The organism is Micromonospora sp. NPDC049171, assembly GCF_040648275.1.
Taxonomy (GTDB): domain Bacteria; phylum Actinomycetota; class Actinomycetes; order Mycobacteriales; family Micromonosporaceae; genus Micromonospora.
On the sequence record NZ_JBEZDJ010000028.1, the window covers coordinates 61,206 to 84,550 of the forward strand.

Below are 23,345 nucleotides of genomic sequence, written 5' to 3' on the forward strand. Positions count from 1 at the left end.
CTCAGGCCTGCTGTGCCGTGGCCCGGCGCGCGGCCCGCTCGTGGCGGTCGACTGCCCGAGCGTGTGCGACCGCCAACAGCCTGTCGATCTCGGGCAGCAGGTGCGGGCCGGGCATGACGACGCTGGCGAAGCCGTAAAGCGCGTAACCCGGGTGCGGCGTGAGGGTGTCGAGCCGGGCGAAGTCGAACTCGTCCCGGTGGTCGTCGAACGCCCTGGGCGGGAAGCCGAAGCGTCGTTCGAACTCGTTCCGGCCCAGGTCCAGGTTGAGGCGGAAGACGCCGGGGCGGTCCAACTGGGCGGCCTCGTCGAAGCCGGGCACGTCGTGCTCGACGATGGTGGCGAACGGCTGCCGGCGGTCCGGGCCGACGAAGAAGAACCGGTCGCCCCAGGCCGCCTCGGGTGAACCGTTCTCCGCACTCGCCACAACCTGCTCGACGCCGGGCAGCGCGACGATCCGATCGGCGAGCACGGCCGCGTCGACGCCGGTCGGGACGTGCAGGACCGCGTCGGCGTGGTCGACGGCGGCCCGGTCCAGCGGGAGATAGCGGTAGTCGTGCGTCCGCTGCTCGGCCGGCCCGATGTCGGACGCCGGCACGTACCGGGGAAGGCCGGTCTCCTGCTGGAGTCTGCCCTCGTAGGTCGACGCGTCGGGCGCCCCGATGCCCAGCGCCGGGCTCGCGCCCAGGCTGCCGACGATCACCGCGTACCGGTCGCCCAGCAGCGACGCGACGATCGCGCCGGCGCCGGCCCACGACACCTCGGTACCGGCCAGGGTCATCGTGCCCGGGTGGCGCTGGAGGTGCGTGTTGTGCCCGAAGGCCAGCGTGGGCCCACGGTGTGCCTCGGCGGACCGGATCGCGAGCAGGTTCTCGGCCATCAGCGCGTCCCGGACCGCGGCCAGGCGGACGAAGCGTTCCTCCTGCGCCAGTGGGGCGGCCGCCGCGGCGTGGTAGCGCAGCAGGGCGACCGCGGACGTCGCGTGCACGAACGCCGCCGTCCAGCCCGCGGACTTCCCGGGCGCCCGCAGGTACAACTCGGTCAGCAGGTCGTCGGCGAGCACCCGCAGTCGTCCGGCGTCGGTCGAGCGCCCCACCGACCGGCCCGGCTCCCAGATGGCGGCCGTGTCACTCCACCGCGCCTCGTCCCCGACCAGGTCGTCGATCTCGGCGGATCGATCCAGGCCGAGGAAGTCGCAGACCCGGGTGAGGTGGCGCCGAGGGCTCGGGGCGTTCGCCAACTCCAGGGGGGCGTCGAAGCCGTGGAACGTCAGGCGTTGCGCGGCCGGCCGTTGCGCGTTCCACTCCCGCATCCGCAGCAGGAGGTCGCGGTTGGCCGGCGCGGTGCCGAAGTCGTGGCTGAACCCCGCGGAGAGCGCCCGGTCGAGGGGCACGGCACCGCCCTGCGCGAACTCGTCGGCGATCAGCCCGGCGGCCCGATCGCTCTCCAGGGCGATCGACCGGTAGCCGTGCTCGGCCAGCGACAGGAAGGCGTCGTTGCGCAGTTGCAGGAAGGCGGACTCGCCGTGCGTCGGCTCGCCGAGCGCGAGCAGGTCCGGGGAAGCCGCGAGCAGGTCGAGAAAAGCTGGCATTCCATAAACCGTATCGTTGAACCAGCGGTTGAAGCTTGGGAGCGACGGAGCACTGGTGACGGCCACACAACCCTCAAACCCCGGGGTACGCCGCCCGGTCGACCTCGCGCGCGCCCACGGTCTGTCCGCGCAGGCCGTCCGCAACTACGAACGAGACGGCGTCCTGCCGCCGGCCCCGCGCACCCCGAACGGCTACCGCCGGTTCACCGAGATCCACGCCAGGGCGTTGAGTGCCTACCTCGCGCTGATCCCGGGCCACGGCTACGCGGCCAGTGGCGAGATCATGCGGGCCGTCAACCGGGGCGAGATCGCCATGGCGTTGCGCGTCATCGACGAGGGTCACGCCCTGCTCCAGCGCGACCGGGAAACCCTGGACGCGGTCGAGTCGGCGGTGGCGGCGCTCGGCGCGACGCGGCCGCAACCGCAGACCCGGAAGGCCGTGCCGATCAGCGTGCTGGCCCACCGCCTCGGTGTTCGGCCGGCCACGCTGCGCAAGTGGGAACGGGCCGGGGTGCTGCGGCCGGTGCGCGATCCGGTGACCCACTACCGGGTCTACCTCCCGGACGACGTCCGCGACGCCGAGTTGGCCCACCTGTTGCGCCGTGGCGGATACCGGCTCGACCACATCGCCGGGGTGCTGGGTCAGGTGCGCGGCGCGGGCGGCACCGAAGCGCTCGCCGCGTCGCTGGGTCGGTGGCGGCAACGGCTCACCGAGCGCGGCCGGGCGATGCTCACCGGGGCCGCCCGGCTCGCCGACTACATCGACGATGGTCAGCCGCTTGGACGCGCCCTGACCAGCGAGGCGAACACCACCACGTTGTCCGAGTAGCCGGTCTCGCCGCCGACCCACTGACCGCCGCAGGTGATCAGTCGGAGGCTCGGGCGGCTGAAGTCGCCGTACACCTCGTCCACCGGCAGGCGTCCCTTGTCGAACTTCTCCACCGAGTTCACCTCGAAGACCGCCACGCTGCCGTCGGTGCGGCTGACCTCGATCTGGTCGCCGTCGCGCAACTCGCGGAGCTGGTGGAAGACCGCCGGCCCACTCGTGGTGTCGACGTGCCCGACGATCACCGCCGGGCCGTACTGGCCGGGGGTGGGCCCCTGGTCGTACCAGCCGGCCTCCTGGGCGCGGGCCGCGTCCGGCACGGCGATCGTGCCGTCCGGGGCGATGCCCACCTCGTGCACGGGCGCCCGCACGTCGATCTTGTCAATGGCGAGGCTTGTCGGACGGCTCGCCGTCAACACCGGGAACTTCCTCGGCGGCGGTCGGAATCCGGCGCTGAGCCGGTCCGGCAGCAGGCTCATGCCGGTCACCTGCTCGACGCCGAGCATCGCCACGATCAGCACCATCACCGCGGCGATGGCCAGCACCGGCAGCCCCGGACCCGTACCGAAACGGGGTCGCAACGACCGTGCGGCGGTCGGGCGGTTCGGTGGCAGCGCACCGGCGGCCGGATCCGGGGTGGCGACACTTGCCGACCCGGCCTGCCCGGCGGCCCGACCCAGCCGGCCGGAGACACGAACCAGCAGGCGTACGGAGGCGCGCAGCGCCGCACCGGCCCGGAGGCGGGCGCGGTGCTCCGACCGCGTACGCGCGGATCTGCGGGTCATGGGTCACCCGGCTCAGGAGCCGGCTCCACTCCGACGTCGGCCGCCGGCCATCCCGAGCGCGACAGCCGTGGCGACAAGTGCCACCCCGCCGAGCAGCAGCAGTGAGCCGGTGCCGCGACCGCCCGCCGTTCCGCCACCCCCGGTCGCCGGTCCCTTGCTCGGTGAGGCCATGTTCAGCACGGTCAGCGTGGTCGACGACGTCTGGCCGTTGTCGCAGCGCAGGTCCACCGGGTAGTCACCGGCCGGCTTGTCCCGGGCGATGGTGACCTGCCCGGTCAGGAACCCCTTGTCCGGCTTGAGCATCACGTGCCCGAACGCATCGGAGTGCACGCTGGACTTGCGGTCGTTGTTGTCGTTGTCGCAGCTCGCCTTGATGCTGACCCGGCTGCCGGCCTGGACGCTGTTCGGCGTCACCTCGACGAAGACGTTCTCACCGGCACGCGCCGACGCGGCCGACATCAGGACGAACGCCCCGACCAGCGCGACAAGTGCCAGTGCGGACGAGAGCGCGCGGTTGATCGTGCGGATTGCCTGCATGATTTCCCCCCAACCGGCGACGACCGCCGGAACCTCCGCCCCTCGTTCCGCCTCCACGCCGCACAGCGGCACTCCGGACGGAAGGAAGGGCGTCCCCTGGGCACGCGCTGCTTTCCCGCTGGCTCGGGGCCAAACCCGGGTCAGCCGCGGCGGGGCGAGGGCAGGGGGGTGATGGGGTGCCAGCCCAGCGGGGAGGAGAGGACCATCGTGCTCGACGGTTGGCCGTACGGGGCGAGCCGGTCGATGACCGCCTCGAAGTCGCCGATCGAGCCGGCGGCCACCTTCAGCATGCTGCACGCGTCGCCGGTGATCCGGTGGATCTCCAGGATCTCCGGCCAGTCGGCCACCGCCGGGTCGTGCAGGATGCAGCGCGCGCCGTAGCAGGACATCCGGATCAGCGCGACCACGGTGCGGCCGGCGCGGGTCAGGTCGACATGGGCGTGGTAGCCGGTAACGACCCCGGCCTCCTCCAGCCGGCGAACCCGTTCCGCGACGGCCGGTGGGGACAGGTGCACCCGCCGGGACAACTCGCTGAACGAGAGCCGCGCGTCGGCCTGCAGCTCCCGCAGCAGCGCCCAGTCCATGTCGTCCACGCTCAGACCTTACTTTCGTGAACCAAATTCGCCTAGTTGCCTTCGGTTTGCCAGGAGAAGGCGGTGAGAGCCGTTGATTCGGCATTCCGCAGGCCGATCCGACCGCGAGATCATGACGTCGGCCAGTCCGGGCGAGGGAGACGAGATGGTGGATCAGACGGAACGGCGGGCGCCGAACCGCCGTGCCACGGTGCAACCGGTGACCCCCGGGCAGCGTGCCGCGCAGGCGGCGCGCACCGGTGGCGAGCCGACCCTGGAGTTCGCCGACATGGTGCCGTACGACGCGTACGTGCAGGCCAGCGCCCTGCACAAGATGCAGCACCCGCTCAGCAGCGACCCGGGCGAGATGTCCTTCCTGATGGTCAGCCAGATCATGGAGCTGTACTTCGGGCTGACCTGCCACGAACTGCGGGAGACCCAGCGGCTGATCCGCGCCGACCAGGTCTGGGAGGCGCTGGCCCCGCTGGGCCGCGCCAAGCTGCACCTGGAGGGGCTCAACGCCGCCTGGCAGGGGCTGCGGTGGATGAGCCCGGCCGACTTCAACAGGTTCCGCAACCTGCTCGGCGAGGCCTCCGGCTTCCAGTCGGCGATGTACCGGCAGTTGGAGTTCCTGCTGGGGCTGCGCGACCCGACGCTGATCCGCCCGTTCCGCCGGCAGGCCGAGGTGCACGCCGAGCTGAACGCCGCCCTGACCACCCCGAGCCTCTGGGACGACGTGCTCGCACTGCTCGCCCGGCACGGCTTCGACCTCCCCGCCGACCTGCTCGACCGGGACGTGGCAGTCGAGCACGACCCGCACCCGCTGGTCGAGGCGGCCTGGGTACGGATCTACGACGACCACGGCCCGGACAACCACCTGCGGCTGCTCGGCGAGGCGCTCAGTGGCGTCGCCGAGGAGTTCGGCGACTGGCGCTGGAACCACGTCAAGGCGGTGCAGCGGACGATGGGTGCCAAGGTCGGCAGCGGTGGCTCCGCCGGGCTGGCGTGGTTGCAGCGCAGCATGTCCCGGGTGGTCTTCCCGGAGCTGTGGTCGGCCCGGACCGCGATGTGACCGGAGAGCGAGACATGCACACCCCAGAACAAGAAGCGCACCATCTCGACGAGGCCGACCCCGGCCACCGGCACCTGTTCCACGTGCCGCCGGCCGACGGTGGCGACCACCCCGAGGCGGCGTACCTCGCCGGCAACTCGCTCGGCCTGCAACCCCGGGCCACCCGCGACGAACTCCTCGCCGACCTGGACGCCTGGGGGCGGCTCGGCGTCGAGGGGCACCTGGAGGCGCAACGGCCCTGGCTGCCGTACCACGAGCTGTTGACCGCGCCGGCGGCCCGACTGGTCGGCGGCCGGCCCGCGGAGACCGTGGTGATGAACTCCCTCACGGTCAACCTGCACCTGCTGATGGTGAGCTTCTACCGCCCGGCCGGCGTGCGCACCCGCATCGTCATCGAGGACGCCGCGTTCCCCTCGGACAGCTACGCGGTGCGCAGTCAGGCCCGGTTCCACGGCCTGGACCCGGACGACACGGTGGTCCGGTTGCGTCCGCGCCCCGGGGAGGACGCCCTGCGCACCGAGGACGTGACCGACTACCTGGCCGCCGAGGGCGACCGGGTGGCGCTGGTGCTGCTCGGCGGGGTCAACTACCTCACCGGCGAGCTGTTGGACATCCCGGCGATCACGGCCGCCGGCCGGGCCGCCGGCGCGATCGTCGGCTGGGACCTGGCCCACGCGGTCGGCAACGTGCCGCTGGCCCTGCACGACTGGGACGTCGACTTCGCCGCCTGGTGTTCCTACAAGTACCTGAACTCGGGACCGGGTGCGCTGGCCGGCGTGTTCGTGCACGAGCGGCACCTCGGCGACGAGACCCTGCCCCGGTTCGAGGGCTGGTGGAGCACCGCGGCGGCGACTCGGTTCGAGATGACCCCGGAGTCCCGGCCACCATCCACTGTGGAGGCCTGGCAGATCTCCAACCCGCCGATCTTCGCGATGGGCCCGGTGCGGACCTCGCTGGAGCTGTTCGACGCGGTCGGGATGACCGCGCTGCGCGCCCGCAGCCAACGGCTCACCGGCTGGTTGGAGTCGCTGCTCGACGAGGTCGTCGTCGACCGGCCGCTGCGCGTGGTCACCCCGCGCGACCCGGCCCGGCGGGGCTGCCAACTCTCGGTCCGCATCGGCGCCGGCAGCGCCGCCGAACTGACCAAACGCCTGCGGTACGAGCACGGCGTCATCGCCGACGCCCGGGAGCCGGACGTCGTCCGGTTCGCCCCGGTGCCGCTCTACTCGACGTACCACGACTGCTGGCGGGCCGCCGCCGCGCTGGCGGCGACCGTGGGGAAGGTGACCTCTGTGAGCGCGAGGAGTGAGCCGGGGTTGCGAGCCCCGCAGTCGGGAACGAAGGGCGGCTCAGCGTGACCGCACGACGCGACGAGATCGCGGTCATCGGCGCCGGGTTGGCCGGCTGTCTGGCCGCCTGTTTCCTGGCCCGACGTGGCTACCCGGTGGCCCTCTACGAGCGCCGCTCCGACCCGCGTGCCGGCACCGCCGAGCGCGGTCGCTCGATCAACCTGGCGCTCTCCGAGCGCGGTCTGGACGCGCTGCGCCGGATCGGGCTGGCCGAGCAGGTGCTGACCGACGCACTGCCGATGCGCGGCCGGATGATCCACCCGGTCGAGGGGGAGCAGCAGTTCCAGTCGTACAGCGCCGCCGGTGACCGGGCGATCAACTCGATCAGCCGGGGAGCGCTGAACAACGCCCTGCTGGACGAGGCCGCGGCGCTGCCCGGGGTGCGGGTCGTCTTCGACCACCGGCTGGTCGGGCTCGACCCGACCGACGGCACCCTGAGCTTCGAGACCCCGCAGGGCCCGGTCGCCGCCAAGGCGTCGGTCGTGCTGGGCGCCGACGGTGCCGGCTCGGCGGTACGCGGGCAACTGCTCGCGTACGGGTTGCTGGACGAGAGCGTGGACTTCCTCGACTACGGATACAAGGAGCTGACGATCCCGCCGCTGGGCGGGGACTTCGCGCTCGAGGAGGACGCGCTGCACATCTGGCCGCGCGGCACCTCGATGATGATCGCGCTGCCCAACCCGGACCGCTCCTTCACCTGCACGCTGTTCTGGCCGAACGAGGGCGACGGAAGCTTCGCGGCACTGGACGACCCGGCGGCGATCGAGGAGCACTTCGCCAGGCACTACCCGGACGTCATCCCGCTGGCACCGAACCTGGTCGACGACTACCAGCACAACCCGGTGGGCGTGCTCGGCACGGTCCGCTGCGCGCCCTGGCAGGTGTTCGGCAAGGTCGGCCTGCTCGGCGACGCGGCGCACGCGATCGTGCCCTTCTACGGCCAGGGTGCCAACTGCGCCTTCGAGGACGTGGTCGAGCTGGACCGCTGCCTGGACGAGTGCGCCGACGACTGGTTGGCCGCGTTGCCGCTGTTCCAGCGACGCCGCCAGGAGAACGCCGAGGCCATCGCCACGATGGCGTTGACCAACTTCGTGGAGATGCGGGACAGGGTGGCCTCACCGGTCTTCCAGGCGCGGCGGCGGGTGGAGCACGCCCTGGAACGGGCCCTGCCCGGCCGGTACGTTTCCCAGTACGAGCTGGTGTCCTTCTCCACCACGCCGTACGCGGAGGTGCGCCGCCGGGTGCGTCGACAGCACCGGGTGCTCGGGGCGGTCGCCGGCGGGGCCGCGCTGCTGCTGCTCGGCGCGATCGGTGCGGCACTGAGCCGAGGGAGGCGCGCGTGAGCGACAACTGGGATCCGCGACTGATGGCCGGCCACGCGCCGGCCGGCCCGCAGCGGCTGCGCAACTTCGTCGGCGGCGAGTTCGTCGACGGCGGGCCGACGTTTCCCAAGGCCAGCCCGGTGACCGGGGAGCAGGTCTTCGAGGTGGTCGAGGCGTCGGAGTTTACGGTGGACGACGCGGTGGCCGCCGCCCGGGCCGCGCTGCGGGGGCCGTGGGGCCGGATGGGGGAGCGCGAGCGCGCCGAGGTGCTGCGCCGCGTGGCCGACGAGCTGGAGCGCCGCTTCGACGACCTGGTCACCGCCGAGGTCGCCGACACCGGCAAGTCCATCACCCAGGCCCGCACCTTGGACATTCCGCGCGGGGCGGCGAACTTCCGGGCGTTCGCGGAGATCGTGGCGACCGCTCCCACCGAGTCGTTCACCACTGTCACCCCGACCGGCGGCCGGGCGCTGAACTACGCGCTGCGCAAGCCGGTCGGCGTGGTCGCGGTCATCGTGCCGTGGAACCTGCCGCTGCTGCTGCTCACCTGGAAAGTCGCCCCGGCGCTGGCCTGCGGCAACGCCGTGGTGGTCAAGCCCAGTGAGGAGACACCCGCCTCGGCGACGCTGCTCGCCGAGGTGATGGCCGCCGCCGGCGTACCGGCCGGGGTGTTCAACCTGGTGCACGGCTTCGGGCCGGACTCGGCGGGCGAGTTCCTCACCCGCCACCCGGGCGTGGACGCGATCACCTTCACCGGCGAGTCGGCCACCGGTGGCGCGATCATGCGGGCCGCCGCCGACGGGGTGAAGGCGGTCAGCTTCGAGCTGGGTGGCAAGAACGCCGGCCTGGTCTTCGCCGACGCCGACCTGGACGCCGCGGTGGCCGGCTCGGTGCGGTCCAGCTTCACCAACGGCGGGCAGGTGTGCCTCTGCACCGAACGCATCTACGTGCAGCGTCCGGTCTTCGAGGAGTTCACCGCCCGGCTGGCGAAGCGGGCCGGTGAGCTGGCGTACGGGTGGCCGACCGACGAGGCCACCGCCACCATGCCGCTGATCTCGCATGAGCACCGGGCGAAGGTGCTCGGCGCGTACGAGCTGGCCCGCGCCGAGGGCGCCGAGGTGTTGACCGGCGGTGGCACGCCCACCTTCGGCGACGCCCGCGACGGCGGGTCGTACGTGCAGCCGACAGTGCTCACCGGGCTCGGCCCGGACGCCCGCACCAACCGGGAGGAGATCTTCGGCCCGGTGGTGCACGTGGCGCCGTTCGACACCGAGGACGAGGCGTACGCCCTGGCCAACGGCACCGAGTACGGCCTCGCGGCGACCGTGTGGACCCGGGACGTGGGCGTCGCGCACCGGGCCGGTGCCCGGCTGGACGCCGGCATCGTCTGGGTCAACACGTGGTTCCTGCGTGACCTGCGCACCCCGTTCGGCGGGGTGAAGGCGTCCGGCATCGGCCGGGAGGGTGGCGTGCACTCGTTGAACTTCTACTCCGAGTTGACGAACGTCTGCGTGGACCTGTCGTGAGCCGTGGCGAGGGAGCGGGCATGGAAGCTGACATCGAGGCCGCCAACCGGGAGCTGGCCGACGCCCGCAGCACCGGCAAACCGTGCCCGCCACTGCGGGGTCGGCTGCTGCCGGAGGGCGACGTCGAGTCCGCGTACCGTGTGCAGCAGCTCCAGGCGCGGGCCTGGCAGGGCCGCGGCGAACGCCGGGTCGGCGCGAAGATCGGGCTGACCTCCCGGGCGGTGCAGGAGACCTTCGGGGTGTTCCAGCCCGACTTCGGCATGCTGACCGACGCCATGGCGGTCGACGACGGCGTCGAGGTGCCGATCGGCAGGCTCCTCCAACCGCGGGTCGAGGCGGAGATCGCGTTCGTGCTCGACAAGGATCTCCCGGACCCGCAGCTCACCACCGTCGACCTGATCCGCGCGGTCGACCACGTGCTGCCGGCCATCGAGATCGTCGACTCGCGGATCGCGGCCTGGGACATCTCCATCGTGGACACCATCGCGGACAACGCCTCCAGCGGGCTCTTCGTGCTCGGCACCACGCCGCGCCGACTCGCCGACGTCGACCTGCGGCTGTGCGGGATGGTGCTGGAGCACGCCGGTGAGCCGGTCTCGGTGGGTGCGGGCGCGGCCTGCCTGGGCAACCCGCTGCACGCCCTGCGCTGGCTGGCCGGCACGCTCGCCCGCGCCGGTGACCCGCTGCGCGCCGGGGACGTGGTGCTCTCCGGGGCGCTCGGCCCGATGGTGCCGGTCACCCCGGGAGCCGCGTACGAGGCGCGGATCTCCGGGCTCGGCTCGGTGCGTACGGCCTTCACCCGAGGGGAGTCAGCGTGAGCGTCGGCGTGGCGGTGCTCGGTTCCGGGAACATCGGCACCGACCTGATGATCAAAGTGCTCCGGCTGAGCGACAGCCTGCGGATGGTGGCGATGGCCGGCATCGACCCGGCCTCCGACGGTCTGGCCCGCGCTCGCCGGCTCGGCGTGGCCACCACCGCCGAGGGCGTGGACGGCCTGGTCGCGATGCCCGAGTTCGCCGACGTCGAGCTGGTCTTCGACGCCACCTCGGCCGGCGCGCACCGACGCCACGACGAGGTGCTGCGCGCCCACGGCCGCACAGTTGTCGACCTGACCCCGGCCGCGCTCGGCCCGTACGTGGTGCCGCCGGTCAACCTCGACGAGCATCTGCACGAGCGCAACGTCAACATGGTGACCTGCGGCGGGCAGGCCACCGTGCCGATCGTCGCCGCCGTCCGCCGGGTCACCCCGGTGGCGTACGGGGAGATCGTCGCGTCCATCGCCTCCCGCTCGGCTGGGCCGGGCACCCGGGCCAACATCGACGAGTTCACCGAGACCACGGCGCGGGCCATCGAGGTGGTCGGCGGGGCCGAGCGGGGCAAGGCGATCATCGTGCTGAACCCGGCGGACCCGCCGCTGCTGATGCGCGACACCGTCTACTGCCTCTGCCCGGACGCCGACGCCGACCGCGCCGCCATCGCCGCCTCCGTGGCGGACATGGTGGCGACGGTCCAGGAGTACGTCCCCGGTTACCGCCTCAAGCAGGACGTGCAGTTCGACCGGGTGCAGGCGTACCTGCCGACGCTCGGGCGGCAGCTCACCGCGTTGCAGGTGTCCGTCTTCCTGGAGGTCTCCGGAGCCGGGCACTACCTGCCGGCGTACGCCGGCAACCTGGACATCATGACCTCCGCCGCGCTGCGCACCGCCGAGCGGCTGGTGGCCCTGCGTTCCTCGGAGGTGGCCGCGTCATGACCGAGCTGTACATCCAGGACGTCACGTTGCGCGACGGCATGCACGCCATCGCCCACCGGTACACCGTCGAGCAGGTGCGCACCATCGCCGCCGCGCTGGACGCCGCCGGGGTGGCCGCCATCGAGGTGGCGCACGGCGACGGGCTCGCCGGATCCAGCGTCAACTACGGCCACGGCGCCGCCAGCGACGCCGAGTGGATCTCCGCCGCCGCCGAGGTGCTCACCACGGCGAAGCTGACCACCCTGCTGCTGCCCGGCATCGGCACCATCGCCGACCTGAGGGCGGCGAAGGCGCTCGGGGTGACAAGTGTCCGCGTGGCCACCCACTGCACCGAGGCGGACATCTCCGCCCAGCACATCTCCTGGGCCCGGGAGAACGGCATGGACGTGGCCGGGTTCCTGATGATGTCGCACATGAACGATGCGGCCGGGTTGGCCGGGCAGGCCAAGCTCATGGAGTCGTACGGGGCGCACTGCGTCTACGTCACCGACTCCGGCGGCCGGCTGCTGATGTCCGACGTGGCGCAGCGGGTCGACGCGTACCGGCAGGTCCTCGACCCGGACACGCAGATCGGCATCCACGCGCACCACAACCTGTCCCTCGGGGTCGCCAACAGCGTGCTCGCCGTCGAACACGGCCGGGTCACCGGGTCCGCGCCGGTCGGCCCGGACGCACCCCACGGCCGGACCGTCCGCGTCGACGCCTCCCTCGCCGGCATGGGCGCGGGAGCCGGCAACGCACCGCTGGAGGTCTTCGTCGCGGTCGCCGAGCTGCACGGCTGGAAGCACGGCTGCGACGTGTTCGCGCTGATGGACGCCGCCGACGACATCGTCCGCCCCTTGCAGGACCGGCCGGTCCAGGTGGACCGGGAAACGCTCTCCCTGGGGTACGCCGGGGTCTACTCCAGCTTCCTGCGGCACGCCGAACGGGCCTCCGCGAAGTACGGCGTGGACGTCCGGTCGATCCTGGTCGAGCTGGGCCGGCGCCGGATGGTCGGCGGACAGGAGGACATGATCGTGGACGTGGCACTCGACCTGGCCGGCAAGGAGCCCTCATGATCGGACCAGACATCGCCGGGATCGCCGACAAGCTGGGCGCGGCGGCCGACACGGCCACCGCGATCCCGCAGCTCGCCGCCGAGACCGGCCTCGACGTGGACACCGCGTACGGCGTGCAGGCCGCGCTGGTGCAACGCCGGCTGGAACGCGGCGAGCGGCTGGTCGGGCTGAAGATGGGGCTGACCAGCCGGGCGAAGATGGCCCAGGTCGGCGTGGACGAGGTGATCTGGGGGCGGCTCACCAACGCGATGCGGGTGCCTGACGGTGGCGTGGTTGACCCGGCCGCGTACATCCATCCCCGGGTCGAGCCGGAGGTGGCGTTCCTGCTGGACCGGCTGCCCGAGCCGGGTGAGCCGGTCGGCGACTTCGCCGACGCGGTCCGCGCGGTCGCCCCGGCCATCGAGTTGATCGACTCCCGGTACGCGGACTTCCGCTTCTCGTTGCCGGACGTGATCGCCGACAACACCTCGGCCGCCGCGTTCGTGATCGGGCCGTGGTCGCCGGTGCCCGACGGGTTGGACAACCTGGGCGTGCTGCTGGAGGTCGACGGTCGGGTGGCGCAGGTTGGCTCGACGGCGGCGATCCTCGGCGATCCCCGCCGGGCGCTCGACGAGGGCATCCGGCTGGCCGGCCGGCACGGGGTGCGGCTGGAGTCCGGCTGGGTCTTCCTGGCCGGTGCCGCCACCGCCGCCGTGCCGCTGCGTCCGGGCGCCCATGTCCGTGCGGTCGTGGAGAAGCTGGGCACGGCGTCTTTGCGGGTGTCCTCGTGAGCGCGGCCGTGGGGGTTCCGGGCAGCCCGACCGGCTCCGGGCGGTCAGGCTTGATCCCTGCGCCGGTCGGGCTGCCCGGAACCCCTGACCTGGTTGGGGTCCGCGTCGCCGTGCCGGGTGGGGGTGGGTCATGAGTGGGGTCGCGCGGGTGGTGGCCGGGAAGGCGACTCCGCGGGGGGCTTTTCCGCACGTCAAGGTGGCGGGTGGGTTCGTCTTCGTCTCCGGTACGTCGTCGCGGCGGCCGGACAACACGTTCGCCGGTGTGTCGGTCGACGAGTTCGGTACGACGAACCTCGACATCCGGGTGCAGACGCGGGCGGTCATCGAGAACGTGCGGGACCTGCTGCGGTCGGTCGGCGCGGACCTCGGCGACCTCGTGCAGGTGAGCACCTACCTGGTCAACATGAACGACTTCGGTGGCTACAACGAGGTGTGGGCGGAGTTCTTCGACGCGTCCGGGCCGACCCGCACGACGGTGGCGGTGCACCAGTTGCCGCACCCGCACCTGCTCATCGAAATCCAGGCCGTGGCCCTTCTCCCCTCCGGAGGTCAGTCGTGAGTGAGATCGCCGAGCCGTTCAGCTTTCCGGGCTGGATCGCGGACAACCAGCACCTGTTGAAGCCACCGGTGGGCAACAAGGAGATGTTCCCCGGCGGGGACGACTTCATCGTGATGGTGGTGGGCGGGCCCAACCAGCGCACCGACTTCCACGTGGACCCGTACGAGGAGTTCTTCTACCAGGTCAAGGGCAACATGCATATCAACCTGATGACCCCGGAAGGGCCGCGTACGGTGCACGTGCGCGAGGGCCAGATGTGGATGTTGCCGCGCAACACCCCGCACTCGCCGCAGCGCCCGGAGGCCGGCTCGATCGGCGTGGTCGTGGAGCGGGTCCGCGAGGAGGGCACCCTGGAGACCTTCCAGTGGTACTGCCCCGAGTGCGGGCACCGGGTGCACGAGGTGGAGTTGCAGGTCCGCGACATCGCGGCCGACCTGCCGCCGGTGTTCCAGGCGTTCTACGCCGACGAGGCCGCCCGCACCTGCGCCAACTGCGGCACCCTGCACCCGGGCAAGGGCTGATGCCGGCAGGCGTGGTCGACGTGCACACGCACGTCGTACCGAAGGGCTGGCCGGACCTCGGCGCGGCGTGCGGCGGGTCCGGTTGGCCCTGGTTGCGGGTCGACTCCGAGCGCGCCGCCATGATCATGGTGGGGGAGGCGGAGTTCCGCCCGGTCGGCGCCGAGTGTTGGGACGCGTCGCGCCGGCTGGCCGACATGGACGCCGACGGCGTGGCCGTGCAGGTGGTTTCGCCGACGCCTGTCTTCTTCAGCTACGACCGTCCGGCCGACCAGGCGGTGAAGGTCGCGCGGATCTTCAACGACCTGACCCTGGAGGTCACCGCGGCCGGGGGCGACCGACTGGTGCCGTTCTGCCAGGTGCCGCTCCAGGACCCGGACGCCGCCTGCGCCGAGCTGGATCGCAGCCTGGCCGCCGGGCACGTCGGCGTGGAGATCGGCAACCATGTCGGCGACCGGGACCTGGACGACGCCGGGGTGGTCACCTTCCTGCAACACTGCGCCGAGGTGGGCGCGCCGGTGTTCGTGCACCCGTGGGACATGCCGGGCGGTCCGCGCCTGGACCGGTGGATGGCCCGGTGGCTCACCGGGATGCCCGCCGAGACGCACCTGTCGGTGCTGGCGATGATCCTGGGTGGCGTCTTCGACCGGGTGCCGGAGACGCTGCGGATCTGCTTCGCGCACGGTGGCGGCAGCTTCCCGTTCTGGCTCGGCCGTGCCGACAACGCCTGGCACCGCCGTGGCGACCTGGTCCGTGGCGCGTCCGCCGCCCCGCCCAGCAGCTACCTCGACAGGTTCAGCGTCGACTCGGTGGTCTTCGCGGCGCCCGCGCTGCGGCTGCTCGTCGACACGCTGGGGGAGGACCGGGTGCTGGTCGGCAGCGACTACCCGTACCCGCTGGGCGAACGCCCGGCCGGCGCGGTGGTCCGCGACGCCGACTTCCTCACCGACACCCAGCGCGACAAGCTGCTCTCGGCCAACGCCCTGCGCTTCCTCGGCGAGTCGGCTATATAACGAAAGACTTCGCGGATATACTCGGCGCATGAAGACTGTTATCGATCTTGACGATGAACTGCTCGACCGGGCCCGCCTTGAGCTCGGCACCAAGAGCAAGAAGGACACCATCCATGCCGCGTTGCGGCTCGTCGCGGAGCGCAGCGAGCGGATGGAGGCCATCCGGGAGCTGATTTCGATCAACCGGGATTGGACCGGCCTGCTCGAGGACGACAAGACACCGCGCGGGGAACAGGACGCCGCGTGAACCTGCCGGTTGGGCTGTACCTCATTGACACGTCGGCCTGGAGTCGCGTCCGTCAGCCGATCGCCGGCAAGCGGATCATGACCATCCTCGGGGAACAGCTCGCGGCGACCTGCGTGCCGCTCGACCTCGAAGACGGGCGGAGCGCCCGCGACTTCCGGGATGCCATGACGATACGCGCGCGCCGCGCGGAGCTGATGATCGACCTTCCGATCACTCAGGCCGTGGCGACCAGGGCGCGCGATCTGCAACTGGCGCTGACGGCACGCGGTCACCATCGGGCGGCCAGCCCCGTCGATGTCCTGGTGGCGGCAGCCGCTGCCGAATACTCCGCGATCGTCCTGCACTACGACCGGGACTTCGATCTGATCAGTGACGTCGGTGGGCCGCGCAGTGAATGGGTGGCGCCTGCGGGCACGCTCAGCTGATCCGGGGACGTCGTGTCGGAGGCCGCCAGCCGGTCAAGAGCGGGCAGGATGAGGACATGGCCGAGCCGCACGACCTGACCGCGTTGGAGCAGGCCGCCGCGATCGCCCAAGGCGAGCTGTCCAGCGTCGACCTGGTCGAGCACGCTCTGCGCCGGGTGGCGGCGCTCGGCGACACCGTCGGCGCGTTCGTCACCGTCACCGAGGACCTCGCCCGGCAGGCCGCCCGCGCCGCCGACGCCGTGCCGGCCGAGGCACGCGGTCCGCTGCACGGTGTGCCGACCGCGATCAAGGACCTGACGCTCACCGCCGAGGTCCGCACCACCTTCGGCTCGGCCGCGTTCGTCGACTTCGTCCCGCCGGTCGACGCCGACGTGGTCCGGTTCATCAAGGCCGCCGGCCTGGTCAGCCTCGGCAAGACGACCACCTCCGAGTTGGGCAGCTCGCTCTACTCCGAGGGCCGGGTCGCGCCCCCGGCCCGCAACCCGTGGCAACTGGCGTACACCGCCGGTGGCTCCAGCGGCGGCGCGGCGGCGGCGGTCGCGGCCGGCCTGGTCCCGGTCGCCCAGGGCTCCGACGGCGGCGGCTCCCTGCGCATCCCGGCGTCGCTCTGCGGCCTCGTCGGCTACAAGCCCAGCCGTGGCCTGGTCTCCGGTGGGCCGCTCGGCTTCGGCGCGTTCGGCCTGCCCACCAGCGGCCCGCTCGGGCGGACCGTCACCGACGTCGCCGCGCTGCTCGACGTCATGGCCGTGCCGGTCCCCGGCGAGCCCTACCTGCCGCCGACCGCGCCGCCGGGCGGCTACCTGGCCGCCGCGCGCCGCGCCGAGCCCGGCCGGCTGCGGATCGGCCGGTTCACCACGCCGATGCTCGCCGACGAGCCGGTGCATCCCGACTGCGTGGCCGCCGTGGACCGGGCCGCCGCGCTGCTCACCGCGGCCGGGCACGAGGTGGTCGAGGTGACACCGCCGCTCGGGCCGGCGGCGTGGCCGCTGTTCGAGATCCTCTGGTACGTGCTGGCGCTCACCCCGGTGCCGCCACAGCGGGAGGCGGAGCTGCTGCCGCTGACCCGGTGGCTGCGGGCCCGGGGCGCCGAGATCTCCGCCGGCACCCTGGCCGCCACTCTCGGGGAGTTGCAGGCGCAGGTCCGTCTCGGTGCCCGGCGCACCGCCGGATGCGACCTGCTGCTCTGTCCCACCCTGGCCGCCCCGCAGGCACCCGTCGGCTGGTTCACCGCCGATGGTGACCCGGCGGCCGACTTCGACAGGCAACGCCGCTTCTCGCCCTACTGCGCCATCTTCAACGTCACCGGCGATCCCAGCGTCTCCCTGCCGATGGGCACCACGAGCGACGGCCTGCCCGTCGGGGTGCTGCTCACCGGCCGGTACGGCGACGACACGCGGCTCATCGCGACCGCTGCGCAACTGGAACACTCCAGTGACGGATGGGATCGGCACCCCGCAATCTGGCGGGCCGTCGACTCCGCTAACGTGAATGGTGACGGCGTCGGGCGGTCGACATCATGATCGTCCATCCGGCCCGGTTGTTCGAGGTCGTCCTTCTTCCGCCTGGGGGCGTTGGGATTGTCTGTTACCGAGACGTTGCTGGTCTTCGTCGGCATCCCGTTGGCCGCGGTGCTGGTCATCGCCGGCCTGTCGTACGCCGGTAGCCACGGTGGTGCCACCGGCGGTGGCGGTAGCGCCAAGCGCTACCGGCCGGGCCGGCCCTTCGACTTCACTCCGGTCTGGTTCCTGGGCCGCCCGGAGCAGCTGGCCGACTCGGCCGGCACCGCGCTGGAAGCAGGGGCGCAGGCGCCCGCGCTGACCAGCCACAAGCTCGAGCAGGCCAGCGTCGAGGCGCCGGCCGGTGGAACCGGAGGCGCAAGTGACCGTTGGTGAGAAGCAGGCCGGGTCGGGAAATCCGCCCGAGGTGCTGGACGGGCCCTTCTCGACCCGCCAGCTGCTGCGCATCGACGAGGCGCTACGCCTGGCCGACAAGGGCACCGGGCTGGTCTTCTCGGTCTTCGTCGGCGGTCTCGACGAGCCGATCCGCGAGCACGCCCAGCGGCTGCACCGTCAGCTCGCCGACCCCGACAAGTCGGTGCTGATCGCCGTGTCGCCCAACCAGCGCCAGCTGGAGATCATCACCGGGCGGTACGCGCGCAAGCGCATCCCCGACACGTACGCCAAGCTGGCCGCGCTCTCCATGGCAGGGGCGTTCAGCGGCGGCGACCTGGCCGGCGGCATCATCAACGGCCTCGACCAGCTCGCCAGCCACGCCGGCAAGGGCTGAGCCGCTGCCCGTACGACTCGCAAGATCGCCCTCGATCCAGGAAATAGGGGCCTCGGCTACGGCTGAGGCCCCTATTTCCACGTCAACACCGTTGCGTTAGGTGGAACGGCTGTTCGTCGACCAGCACTGCCTCGCCGATCATGGAGTTGTGGTGGGTAACAGAACGCCCGTAAAACCCCCAAAGTCGGCACCACAACTCCATGATCGCCAAGCCGGGCCCAGATCGGGCACTTCCTGTCCCGGGTCGACCCGCCGGCTACAGCCCTAACGCAACGGCGTTTGATTTCCACGTTCGAGCACGATCTTCCGAGGTGGTGGCCCGGTGCTGGCGTGTGTGAGCTGGTTCAGCGCGGCCAGGCGCTCGGATCCAACCTCATCGTCCACGGCTCGTCCACTGTCACCGCGTCGTTCGGGCCGATAGTGCCCAGCAGCTCGTAATGGTCGCCCTCGCCGAGCCGATAGCGGTAGATCACCGGGCCGAAGTCGCCTCGCTCCACCCGCCAGTAGTGCGGGATACCCGCCTCCGCGTAGAGGGCGGGTTTGGTGAAGCGATCGTGGCGGCGGCTCCCCGTCGACTCGACTTCCAGGACGAGCGCGATGTTCTTGGGTTCGGCCCACATTCGCCCGCGCGGTGCGCTTGGTAGCAACACCGTCAGATCGGGGATGAGAATACCGCCGGGGACCTGCACCCCGATCTCCCGAATCACCCGCCAACCGGCGGGGGCCGACTGGCGAATCGCCATGCGAATCTCGTCCGCCAGCTCATGGTGCTCTGGCCCGGCCGGGGGAGTCACGTGCAGGCTCCCGTCGATGATCTCGTAGCGGTTACCGTCGGCAGGTAGGTCGAACAGATCCTGCTCGCGCCAGCCCCGATCCGGGGGCCGCCACTCGTAGGTCGGCTGGGCCATCACGTCCACCTCCTCTCGCAACCATAATGGCCCGGTGCCGGCGAGGATTCGCGTCCACGCCGGCACCGGGCCGCGTACTCCCTGCTGGTCAGCTCTGCTGCGCGTCCTTCGCGCGGGCCTTGAGCGCCCGCACGACGCCGTCGCGGCCCTCGGCGACCAGCCGGCGCAGCGGGCCGGGATGCCCGTCACCGGCCAGCCACGCGTCGGTGGCCGCCACCGTGTCGTCCTCCACCAGGTAGGTCGGGTACGCCAGTTGCGCGAACTCCTGCGCGGGCTCGCTGTCCCGGGTGGCCCACACCTGGCTGACCGCCGCGAAGTACCGCTCCCGGTAGGGCGCGACCAGGTCCACCTGCGCCGGGTGGGCGAGGCCCTGCAACAGCGCCCGGTGCCGCCAGTTGGGCAGGGCGTCCGGGCCCGTCAGCAACGCCCAGACAGCCGCCTTGTTGTCTGCCGTCGGCACCAGCGCGTGCGCGTACGCCGCCTCCCGCTCGCCGCTGGCGGTGCGGTCACCAGCCAGTTCGGCTTCGATCTCGGCGGCACCGGCCGCGCCGTTGGCCACCAGCGCGGCGAGCACCGACCAGCGCAGCTCGGTGTCCACGGTCAGCCCGGCCGGCGCACCCGTGCCGTCCAGCCAGCCGCGCAGCGTGGCCAGGTCCTCCTCGGAGCGGGCCGCCGAGGTGAACGCACGCGCCCAGGCGAGCTGGAACCCGCTGCCGGGCTCCGCGCTGGCGAGCGCGTCCCGGGCGGTCCGGGCCAGGTCGGCCCAGCCGGTCGGCGCCCAGGCCGGGTCGGCGTAGAGGACGAGCGCGGTGGTCGCCTGCCGCAGGGTGGCGGTGACCAGGTTGATGTCGGTCTCGGCGGGCAGCCCGCTCAGCGTGAGCGCCACGTAGTCGCGGGCGGACAGCTCCGCGTCGCGGATCATGTCCCATGCGGCGGTCCAGCACAGTGCCCGCGCCAGCGACGACTCGAAGCCACCGATGTGCTGCACCACTGTCGCCATCGAACTGTCGTCGAGGCGCAGCTTGGTGTAGCTCAGGTCGTCGTCGTTGAGCAGCAGCACGTCGGCGGCCCGGACACCGCGCAGCTCGGCGAGGTCGGTCCGCTCGCCTGTCACGTCCACCTCGTGCCGCTCGCGGCGCACCAGCCGCCCGTCGGTCAGGTCGTACAGGCCCACGCCGATCCGGTGCGTGCGCAGCGTCGGGTACGCCGTCGGCGCCTCCTGCCGTACCACCACCTGCTCGTACGTGCCGTCCGCGCCGATCGTCACCTCCGGCCGCAGCGTGTTGACCTGCGCGGTCTCCAGCCACTGCGCGGCGAACTTGCGCAGCTCCCGGCCGGACGCGGCCTCCAACTCGGTGAGCAGGTCGTCGAAGGTGGCGTTGCCCCAGGCGTGCTTGCCGAAGTAGGCCCGCAGCCCGGCGACGAACGGCTCCTCACCCACGTACGCGACGAGCTGCTTGAGCACGCTCGCGCCCTTGGCGTAGGTGATGCCGTCGAAGTTGACCTCGACGGCCTCCATGTCCGGCATCTCGGTGTAGACCGGGTGGGTGGAGGAGAGCTGGTCCTGCCGGTAGCCCCAGTTCTTGCGGATGGACAGGAACGTCGTCCACGCCTCGGTGAACCGGGTCGCGTTGGTGTTGCACCAGTGGCTGGCCCACTCGGCGAACGACTCGTTCAGCCACAGGTCGTTCCACCAGCGCATGGTGACCAGGTCACCGAACCACATGTGGGCCAGCTCGTGCAGGATCGTGTTGGCCCGCTGCTCGTACTCGAAGTCGGTGACCTGCGAGCGGAACAGGTAGTGCGACTCGGCGTGCGTCACGCAGCCGAAATTCTCCATCGCGCCGGCGTTGAAGTCGGGCACCCAGAGCTGGTCGTACTTCGGTAGCGGGTAGCGCACGCCGAACTTCTCGTGGAAGAAGTCGAAGCCCTGCTTGGTGATCAGAAACAGGTCGTCGGAGTCCAGGTACGGTGCCATCGACGCCCGGCAGAACGCCCCCAGGTCGATGCCGTCGTGGCTGTCGCGCACCTCGTGGTACGGCCCGGCGCACATCGCCGTGATGTAGGTGCTCATCCGGGGCGACTCGGTGAAGTGCAGCGTCTTGAGCGACTCACCCGCCGGCTCCTCGCGCTGCACCGGCATGTTGGACACGGCCCGCCAGTGCGCCGGCACGGTGGCGTGCCAGGTGTAGACGCTCTTCAGGTCGGGCTGGTCGAAGCAGGCGAACACCCGCTGCGCGTCGGCGGTCTCGAACTGGCTGTAGAGGTAGGTCTCGCCGTCCACCGGGTCGACCGTGCGGTGCAGGCCCTGCCCACTGTTGGAGTAGGCGAAGTCGGCGTCGACCACCAGGGTGTTGTCGCTGTCCAGGCCGGACAGGACCAGGCCCTTCTCGGCGGACCAGTCGGAGAGGTCGACAGGCGTGCCGTTGAGCGTCGCGGACCGCACCGACTCGGCGGCCAACTCGATGAAGGTGCTCGCACCCGGCTCGGAGCAGCGGAACCGGACCTCGGTCGTCGACCGGAACGTGCGGCCGTCGGCCGCCAGCACGGCGCTGGACAGGTCCAGACTGATGTCATACCCCGTCACGTTGAGCAGGCGGGCCCGCTCGGTCGCCTCGACCTGCGTCAGGTTGCGCACTCCCGGCACTGTTTGTCTCCATCCCACATGTCGCCGTACGCCCGGCGGCGCCCGTTCGCCTACCGCTCGTGACGGCTGGCCCGATTCGAGTGTTCCATGTACGGGCAGCCCGCGGTGGCCGAGGTCACGCTCTCATCCGGGTGCCGGTCGATGCACTGCGGGGTGAAGATTCTCCGGAGACGCCGACCGCCGCCGGCGCCACCCGTCGCGAAGGGATCCCACCGTGACCGAACGTGTCACCGCCGACATGTGGTTCGACCCGGCCTGCCCGTGGGCGTGGATCACCTCCCGTTGGCTGCTTGAGGTCGAGCAGATCCGGGACGTGGACATCCGCTTCCACGTGATGAGCCTGTCCGTGCTCAACGACGGCCGGGACGAGCTGCCCGAGGATTACCAGGAGTTCCTGAAGACCGCCTGGGGCCCGGTGCGGGTCTGCATCGCCGCCGAGCAGCGGTACGGCAACGAAGTCCTGCGCCCGCTCTACACCGCGCTCGGCACCCGGATCCACCTGGGCAAGGAGGAGCGGCGCCACGAGCTCTACGTCGCCGCGTTGACCGACGCCGGCCTGGACCCGGCGCTGGCCGCGGCCGCCGAGAGCACCGACTACGACGAGGCGCTGCGGGCCAGCCACGAGGCCGGCATGCGCCCGGTCGGGCAGGACGTCGGCACGCCTGTCGTGCACGCGCCCGGCCCGGACGGCAGCCCGGTCGCGTTCTTCGGCCCGGTGATCACCCCGGCCCCGAAGGGTGAGGCCGCCGGTCGGCTCTGGGACGGTGTGCTGCTGGTCGCCGGCACCCCGGGCTTCTACGAGCTCAAGCGCACCCGAGAGCAGGGCCCGATCTTCGACTGAGACATGCGCGCGGGGCTCCCCTGTCAACGCCGGACGATGGCAGGGGAGCGCTCGGTCGGCGTGTCGCGGGTCGGCGCGCCTGCCCCGTCACCGGGAGACCGCCGGGCTCGTTGGCCTGCATGTCCGCCGCAGCGACCCGCAGGAGGGCCGCACCCCGCAGTTCGTGGAGGCAATCCCGATGGCCAAGCACCGCGCGTCCGGTGACGATCAACTGACCCGGCCGGGGGTGATCGAGACACCCGGCGCGGCCTACTGGTCGGTCGACGACTCTCGCTGGCCGGCGGTCCGCCCCGACCTTCCCGCCCACGTGGCGGACCTGCTCGCCCCGCCCATCGTGGTCGGCGTGGCCCGGGTGCCGGTGACCTCCCGGTTGACCCCGGTCGTGCCGGTGGCACCGCAGCTCGCCGATCCCGCGCCGCCGGTCGGCGCGGCGATCGAGCCCGTGCCGGCTCCCGTCGCGGCGTCGGTTCCGGTCCTTCCGTCGGCCGCCGCGCCGGCCCAGCCCGCGCCGCCCCCACCGGCCCCGGCCGCCCCGCGTCCGGTGCCGACGCCGCCGCTGAGCCCGCGGCCCGTCCCGGCGCCGCCGCCCGATCGCCCGGTGCCGGGGCCGCCGGCATCACCTCGCCGCGCCGTGAACACCGGGCCGGCCGCGGCCGGTCGACGGGGCAACGCCGGACCGGCGGCGGCGGGCCGGCACCGGCGGGGCGCAACCGACCGCGCCAGCTGACCGGCTCGGCACTTTCATC

The 23,345-nt window shown here is 72.0% G+C and carries 24 protein-coding genes and 1 pseudogene; 19 read left to right on the top strand and 6 right to left on the bottom strand.

Annotated features, from left to right (window positions below):
• Position 1 precedes the first annotated feature (1 nt).
• Positions 2–1,588, bottom strand: coding sequence for a DUF6194 family protein (locus tag AB0B14_RS29595; protein ID WP_357525399.1), 1,587 nt, complete (start codon positions 1,586–1,588; stop codon positions 2–4).
• Positions 1,589–1,643: 55 nt separating this feature from the next.
• Here AB0B14_RS29595 and AB0B14_RS29600 point away from each other — a divergent pair, with 55 nt between their 5' ends.
• Positions 1,644–2,417 carry a MerR family transcriptional regulator gene (locus AB0B14_RS29600; RefSeq protein WP_357525401.1) on the top strand — a complete coding sequence of 258 codons (774 nt, stop codon included), beginning with the start codon at positions 1,644–1,646 and terminating at the stop codon, positions 2,415–2,417.
• Here AB0B14_RS29600 and AB0B14_RS29605 read toward each other — a convergent pair.
• From AB0B14_RS29605 to AB0B14_RS29615, 3 genes are all read right to left on the bottom strand, one after another.
• The gene (locus AB0B14_RS29605; RefSeq protein WP_357525403.1) at positions 2,360–3,199 is read right to left on the bottom strand and encodes a class F sortase; all 840 of its coding nucleotides are present in this window, start codon (positions 3,197–3,199) and stop codon (positions 2,360–2,362) included. The genes AB0B14_RS29600 and AB0B14_RS29605 overlap by 58 nt on opposite strands.
• A 12-nt stretch (positions 3,200–3,211) precedes the next feature.
• Positions 3,212–3,736, bottom strand: a complete 525-nt coding sequence (locus AB0B14_RS29610; RefSeq protein WP_357079884.1) for a hypothetical protein — start codon at positions 3,734–3,736, stop codon at positions 3,212–3,214.
• Between the two features lie 140 nt (positions 3,737–3,876).
• A complete protein-coding gene (locus AB0B14_RS29615) occupies positions 3,877–4,329 on the bottom strand; it encodes an Lrp/AsnC family transcriptional regulator (RefSeq protein WP_357079887.1) in 453 nt (150 codons plus the stop codon).
• A 148-nt stretch (positions 4,330–4,477) separates the two neighbouring features.
• Here AB0B14_RS29615 and AB0B14_RS29620 point away from each other — a divergent pair, with 148 nt between their 5' ends.
• The 16 genes and pseudogenes from AB0B14_RS29620 to AB0B14_RS29695 all read left to right on the top strand — a co-directional run bounded on the left by AB0B14_RS29620 (position 4,478) and on the right by AB0B14_RS29695 (position 18,203).
• Entirely contained in the window at positions 4,478–5,380 is a 903-nt protein-coding gene (locus AB0B14_RS29620) for a tryptophan 2,3-dioxygenase family protein (protein WP_357080026.1), read from the top strand.
• A 14-nt stretch (positions 5,381–5,394) separates the two neighbouring features.
• Positions 5,395–6,657, top strand: a pseudogene (kynU, locus tag AB0B14_RS29625) (kynureninase); the annotation flags it as partial.
• Between the two features lie 77 nt (positions 6,658–6,734).
• On the top strand, positions 6,735–8,072 hold the full coding sequence (locus tag AB0B14_RS29630; protein WP_357525405.1) for an NAD(P)/FAD-dependent oxidoreductase: 1,338 nt from the start codon (positions 6,735–6,737) through the stop codon (positions 8,070–8,072).
• A gap of 23 nt (positions 8,073–8,095) precedes the next feature.
• Positions 8,096–9,577, top strand: coding sequence for a 2-hydroxymuconic semialdehyde dehydrogenase (locus AB0B14_RS29635; protein ID WP_357525457.1), 1,482 nt, complete (start codon positions 8,096–8,098; stop codon positions 9,575–9,577).
• Positions 9,578–9,597: 20 nt separating this feature from the next.
• Positions 9,598–10,395, top strand: a complete 798-nt coding sequence (locus tag AB0B14_RS29640) for a fumarylacetoacetate hydrolase family protein (protein WP_357525407.1) — start codon at positions 9,598–9,600, stop codon at positions 10,393–10,395.
• Positions 10,392–11,327, top strand: coding sequence for an acetaldehyde dehydrogenase (acetylating) (locus AB0B14_RS29645; RefSeq protein WP_357525408.1), 936 nt, complete (start codon positions 10,392–10,394; stop codon positions 11,325–11,327). The genes AB0B14_RS29640 and AB0B14_RS29645 overlap by 4 nt, the downstream gene beginning before the upstream one ends.
• Positions 11,324–12,385: a 4-hydroxy-2-oxovalerate aldolase gene (gene dmpG / locus AB0B14_RS29650; RefSeq protein WP_357525409.1), complete on the top strand. Its 1,062-nt coding sequence runs from the start codon at positions 11,324–11,326 to the stop codon at positions 12,383–12,385. The genes AB0B14_RS29645 and dmpG overlap by 4 nt, the downstream gene beginning before the upstream one ends.
• Positions 12,382–13,155, top strand: coding sequence for a fumarylacetoacetate hydrolase family protein (locus tag AB0B14_RS29655; RefSeq protein ID WP_357079904.1), 774 nt, complete (start codon positions 12,382–12,384; stop codon positions 13,153–13,155). Before dmpG ends, AB0B14_RS29655 begins: the two co-directional genes overlap by 4 nt.
• A gap of 130 nt (positions 13,156–13,285) precedes the next feature.
• Positions 13,286–13,714, top strand: a complete 429-nt coding sequence (locus AB0B14_RS29660; RefSeq protein WP_357079907.1) for a RidA family protein — start codon at positions 13,286–13,288, stop codon at positions 13,712–13,714.
• Complete coding sequence (locus AB0B14_RS29665) at positions 13,711–14,235, top strand: 3-hydroxyanthranilate 3,4-dioxygenase (RefSeq protein WP_357079910.1); 525 nt, start codon at positions 13,711–13,713, stop codon at positions 14,233–14,235. The genes AB0B14_RS29660 and AB0B14_RS29665 overlap by 4 nt, the downstream gene beginning before the upstream one ends.
• Positions 14,235–15,245, top strand: a complete 1,011-nt coding sequence (locus AB0B14_RS29670) for an amidohydrolase family protein (protein WP_357079913.1) — start codon at positions 14,235–14,237, stop codon at positions 15,243–15,245. The genes AB0B14_RS29665 and AB0B14_RS29670 overlap by 1 nt, the downstream gene beginning before the upstream one ends.
• Positions 15,246–15,273: 28 nt before the next feature.
• The gene (locus AB0B14_RS29675) at positions 15,274–15,492 is read left to right on the top strand and encodes a type II toxin-antitoxin system VapB family antitoxin (RefSeq protein WP_357079915.1); all 219 of its coding nucleotides are present in this window, start codon (positions 15,274–15,276) and stop codon (positions 15,490–15,492) included.
• Positions 15,489–15,917 (top strand): PIN domain-containing protein, encoded by a 429-nt coding sequence (locus AB0B14_RS29680; RefSeq protein ID WP_357079918.1) that lies wholly within the window; start codon positions 15,489–15,491, stop codon positions 15,915–15,917. The genes AB0B14_RS29675 and AB0B14_RS29680 overlap by 4 nt, the downstream gene beginning before the upstream one ends.
• A gap of 56 nt (positions 15,918–15,973) precedes the next feature.
• A complete protein-coding gene (locus AB0B14_RS29685) occupies positions 15,974–17,437 on the top strand; it encodes an amidase (RefSeq protein WP_357525411.1) in 1,464 nt (487 codons plus the stop codon).
• 75 nt (positions 17,438–17,512) lie between these two features.
• The gene (locus AB0B14_RS29690; RefSeq protein ID WP_357080033.1) at positions 17,513–17,809 is read left to right on the top strand and encodes a hypothetical protein; all 297 of its coding nucleotides are present in this window, start codon (positions 17,513–17,515) and stop codon (positions 17,807–17,809) included.
• Positions 17,796–18,203, top strand: a complete 408-nt coding sequence (locus AB0B14_RS29695) for a DUF5130 family protein (protein WP_357079924.1) — start codon at positions 17,796–17,798, stop codon at positions 18,201–18,203. The genes AB0B14_RS29690 and AB0B14_RS29695 overlap by 14 nt, the downstream gene beginning before the upstream one ends.
• A gap of 344 nt (positions 18,204–18,547) precedes the next feature.
• Here AB0B14_RS29695 and AB0B14_RS29700 read toward each other — a convergent pair whose 3' ends face one another.
• Positions 18,548–19,111 carry a Uma2 family endonuclease gene (locus AB0B14_RS29700; RefSeq protein ID WP_357079927.1) on the bottom strand — a complete coding sequence of 188 codons (564 nt, stop codon included), beginning with the start codon at positions 19,109–19,111 and terminating at the stop codon, positions 18,548–18,550.
• Between the two features lie 88 nt (positions 19,112–19,199).
• On the bottom strand, positions 19,200–21,749 hold the full coding sequence (gene pepN, locus AB0B14_RS29705) for an aminopeptidase N (protein ID WP_357525413.1): 2,550 nt from the start codon (positions 21,747–21,749) through the stop codon (positions 19,200–19,202).
• A 223-nt stretch (positions 21,750–21,972) separates the two neighbouring features.
• On the opposite strand from pepN, the gene AB0B14_RS29710 reads away from it, so the two are divergent.
• Together AB0B14_RS29710 and AB0B14_RS29715 are read left to right on the top strand one after the other, a co-directional pair.
• Positions 21,973–22,599 carry a disulfide bond formation protein DsbA gene (locus tag AB0B14_RS29710; RefSeq protein ID WP_357079933.1) on the top strand — a complete coding sequence of 209 codons (627 nt, stop codon included), beginning with the start codon at positions 21,973–21,975 and terminating at the stop codon, positions 22,597–22,599.
• 178 nt (positions 22,600–22,777) lie between these two features.
• The gene (locus AB0B14_RS29715) at positions 22,778–23,326 is read left to right on the top strand and encodes a hypothetical protein (protein ID WP_357079936.1); all 549 of its coding nucleotides are present in this window, start codon (positions 22,778–22,780) and stop codon (positions 23,324–23,326) included.
• Positions 23,327–23,345: the final 19 nt, after the last annotated feature.

What these genes read in the sequence shown, in the direction of transcription:
- AB0B14_RS29655 (WP_357079904.1), top strand. Translation starts at nt 12,382, where the DNA reads ATGATCGGACCAGACATCGCCGGGATCGCCGACAAGCTGGGCGCGGCG.
- AB0B14_RS29715 (WP_357079936.1), top strand. Translation starts at nt 22,778, where the DNA reads ATGGCCAAGCACCGCGCGTCCGGTGACGATCAACTGACCCGGCCGGGG.
- AB0B14_RS29685 (WP_357525411.1), top strand. Translation starts at nt 15,974, where the DNA reads ATGGCCGAGCCGCACGACCTGACCGCGTTGGAGCAGGCCGCCGCGATC.
- AB0B14_RS29675 (WP_357079915.1), top strand. Translation starts at nt 15,274, where the DNA reads ATGAAGACTGTTATCGATCTTGACGATGAACTGCTCGACCGGGCCCGC.
- AB0B14_RS29700 (WP_357079927.1), bottom strand. Translation starts at nt 19,111, where the DNA reads ATGGCCCAGCCGACCTACGAGTGGCGGCCCCCGGATCGGGGCTGGCGC.
- AB0B14_RS29660 (WP_357079907.1), top strand. Translation starts at nt 13,286, where the DNA reads ATGAGTGGGGTCGCGCGGGTGGTGGCCGGGAAGGCGACTCCGCGGGGG.
- AB0B14_RS29610 (WP_357079884.1), bottom strand. Translation starts at nt 3,736, where the DNA reads ATGCAGGCAATCCGCACGATCAACCGCGCGCTCTCGTCCGCACTGGCA.
- AB0B14_RS29635 (WP_357525457.1), top strand. Translation starts at nt 8,096, where the DNA reads ATGGCCGGCCACGCGCCGGCCGGCCCGCAGCGGCTGCGCAACTTCGTC.
- AB0B14_RS29670 (WP_357079913.1), top strand. Translation starts at nt 14,235, where the DNA reads ATGCCGGCAGGCGTGGTCGACGTGCACACGCACGTCGTACCGAAGGGC.
- dmpG (WP_357525409.1), top strand. Translation starts at nt 11,324, where the DNA reads ATGACCGAGCTGTACATCCAGGACGTCACGTTGCGCGACGGCATGCAC.
- AB0B14_RS29595 (WP_357525399.1), bottom strand. Translation starts at nt 1,588, where the DNA reads ATGCCAGCTTTTCTCGACCTGCTCGCGGCTTCCCCGGACCTGCTCGCG.
- AB0B14_RS29640 (WP_357525407.1), top strand. Translation starts at nt 9,598, where the DNA reads ATGGAAGCTGACATCGAGGCCGCCAACCGGGAGCTGGCCGACGCCCGC.
- AB0B14_RS29605 (WP_357525403.1), bottom strand. Translation starts at nt 3,199, where the DNA reads ATGACCCGCAGATCCGCGCGTACGCGGTCGGAGCACCGCGCCCGCCTC.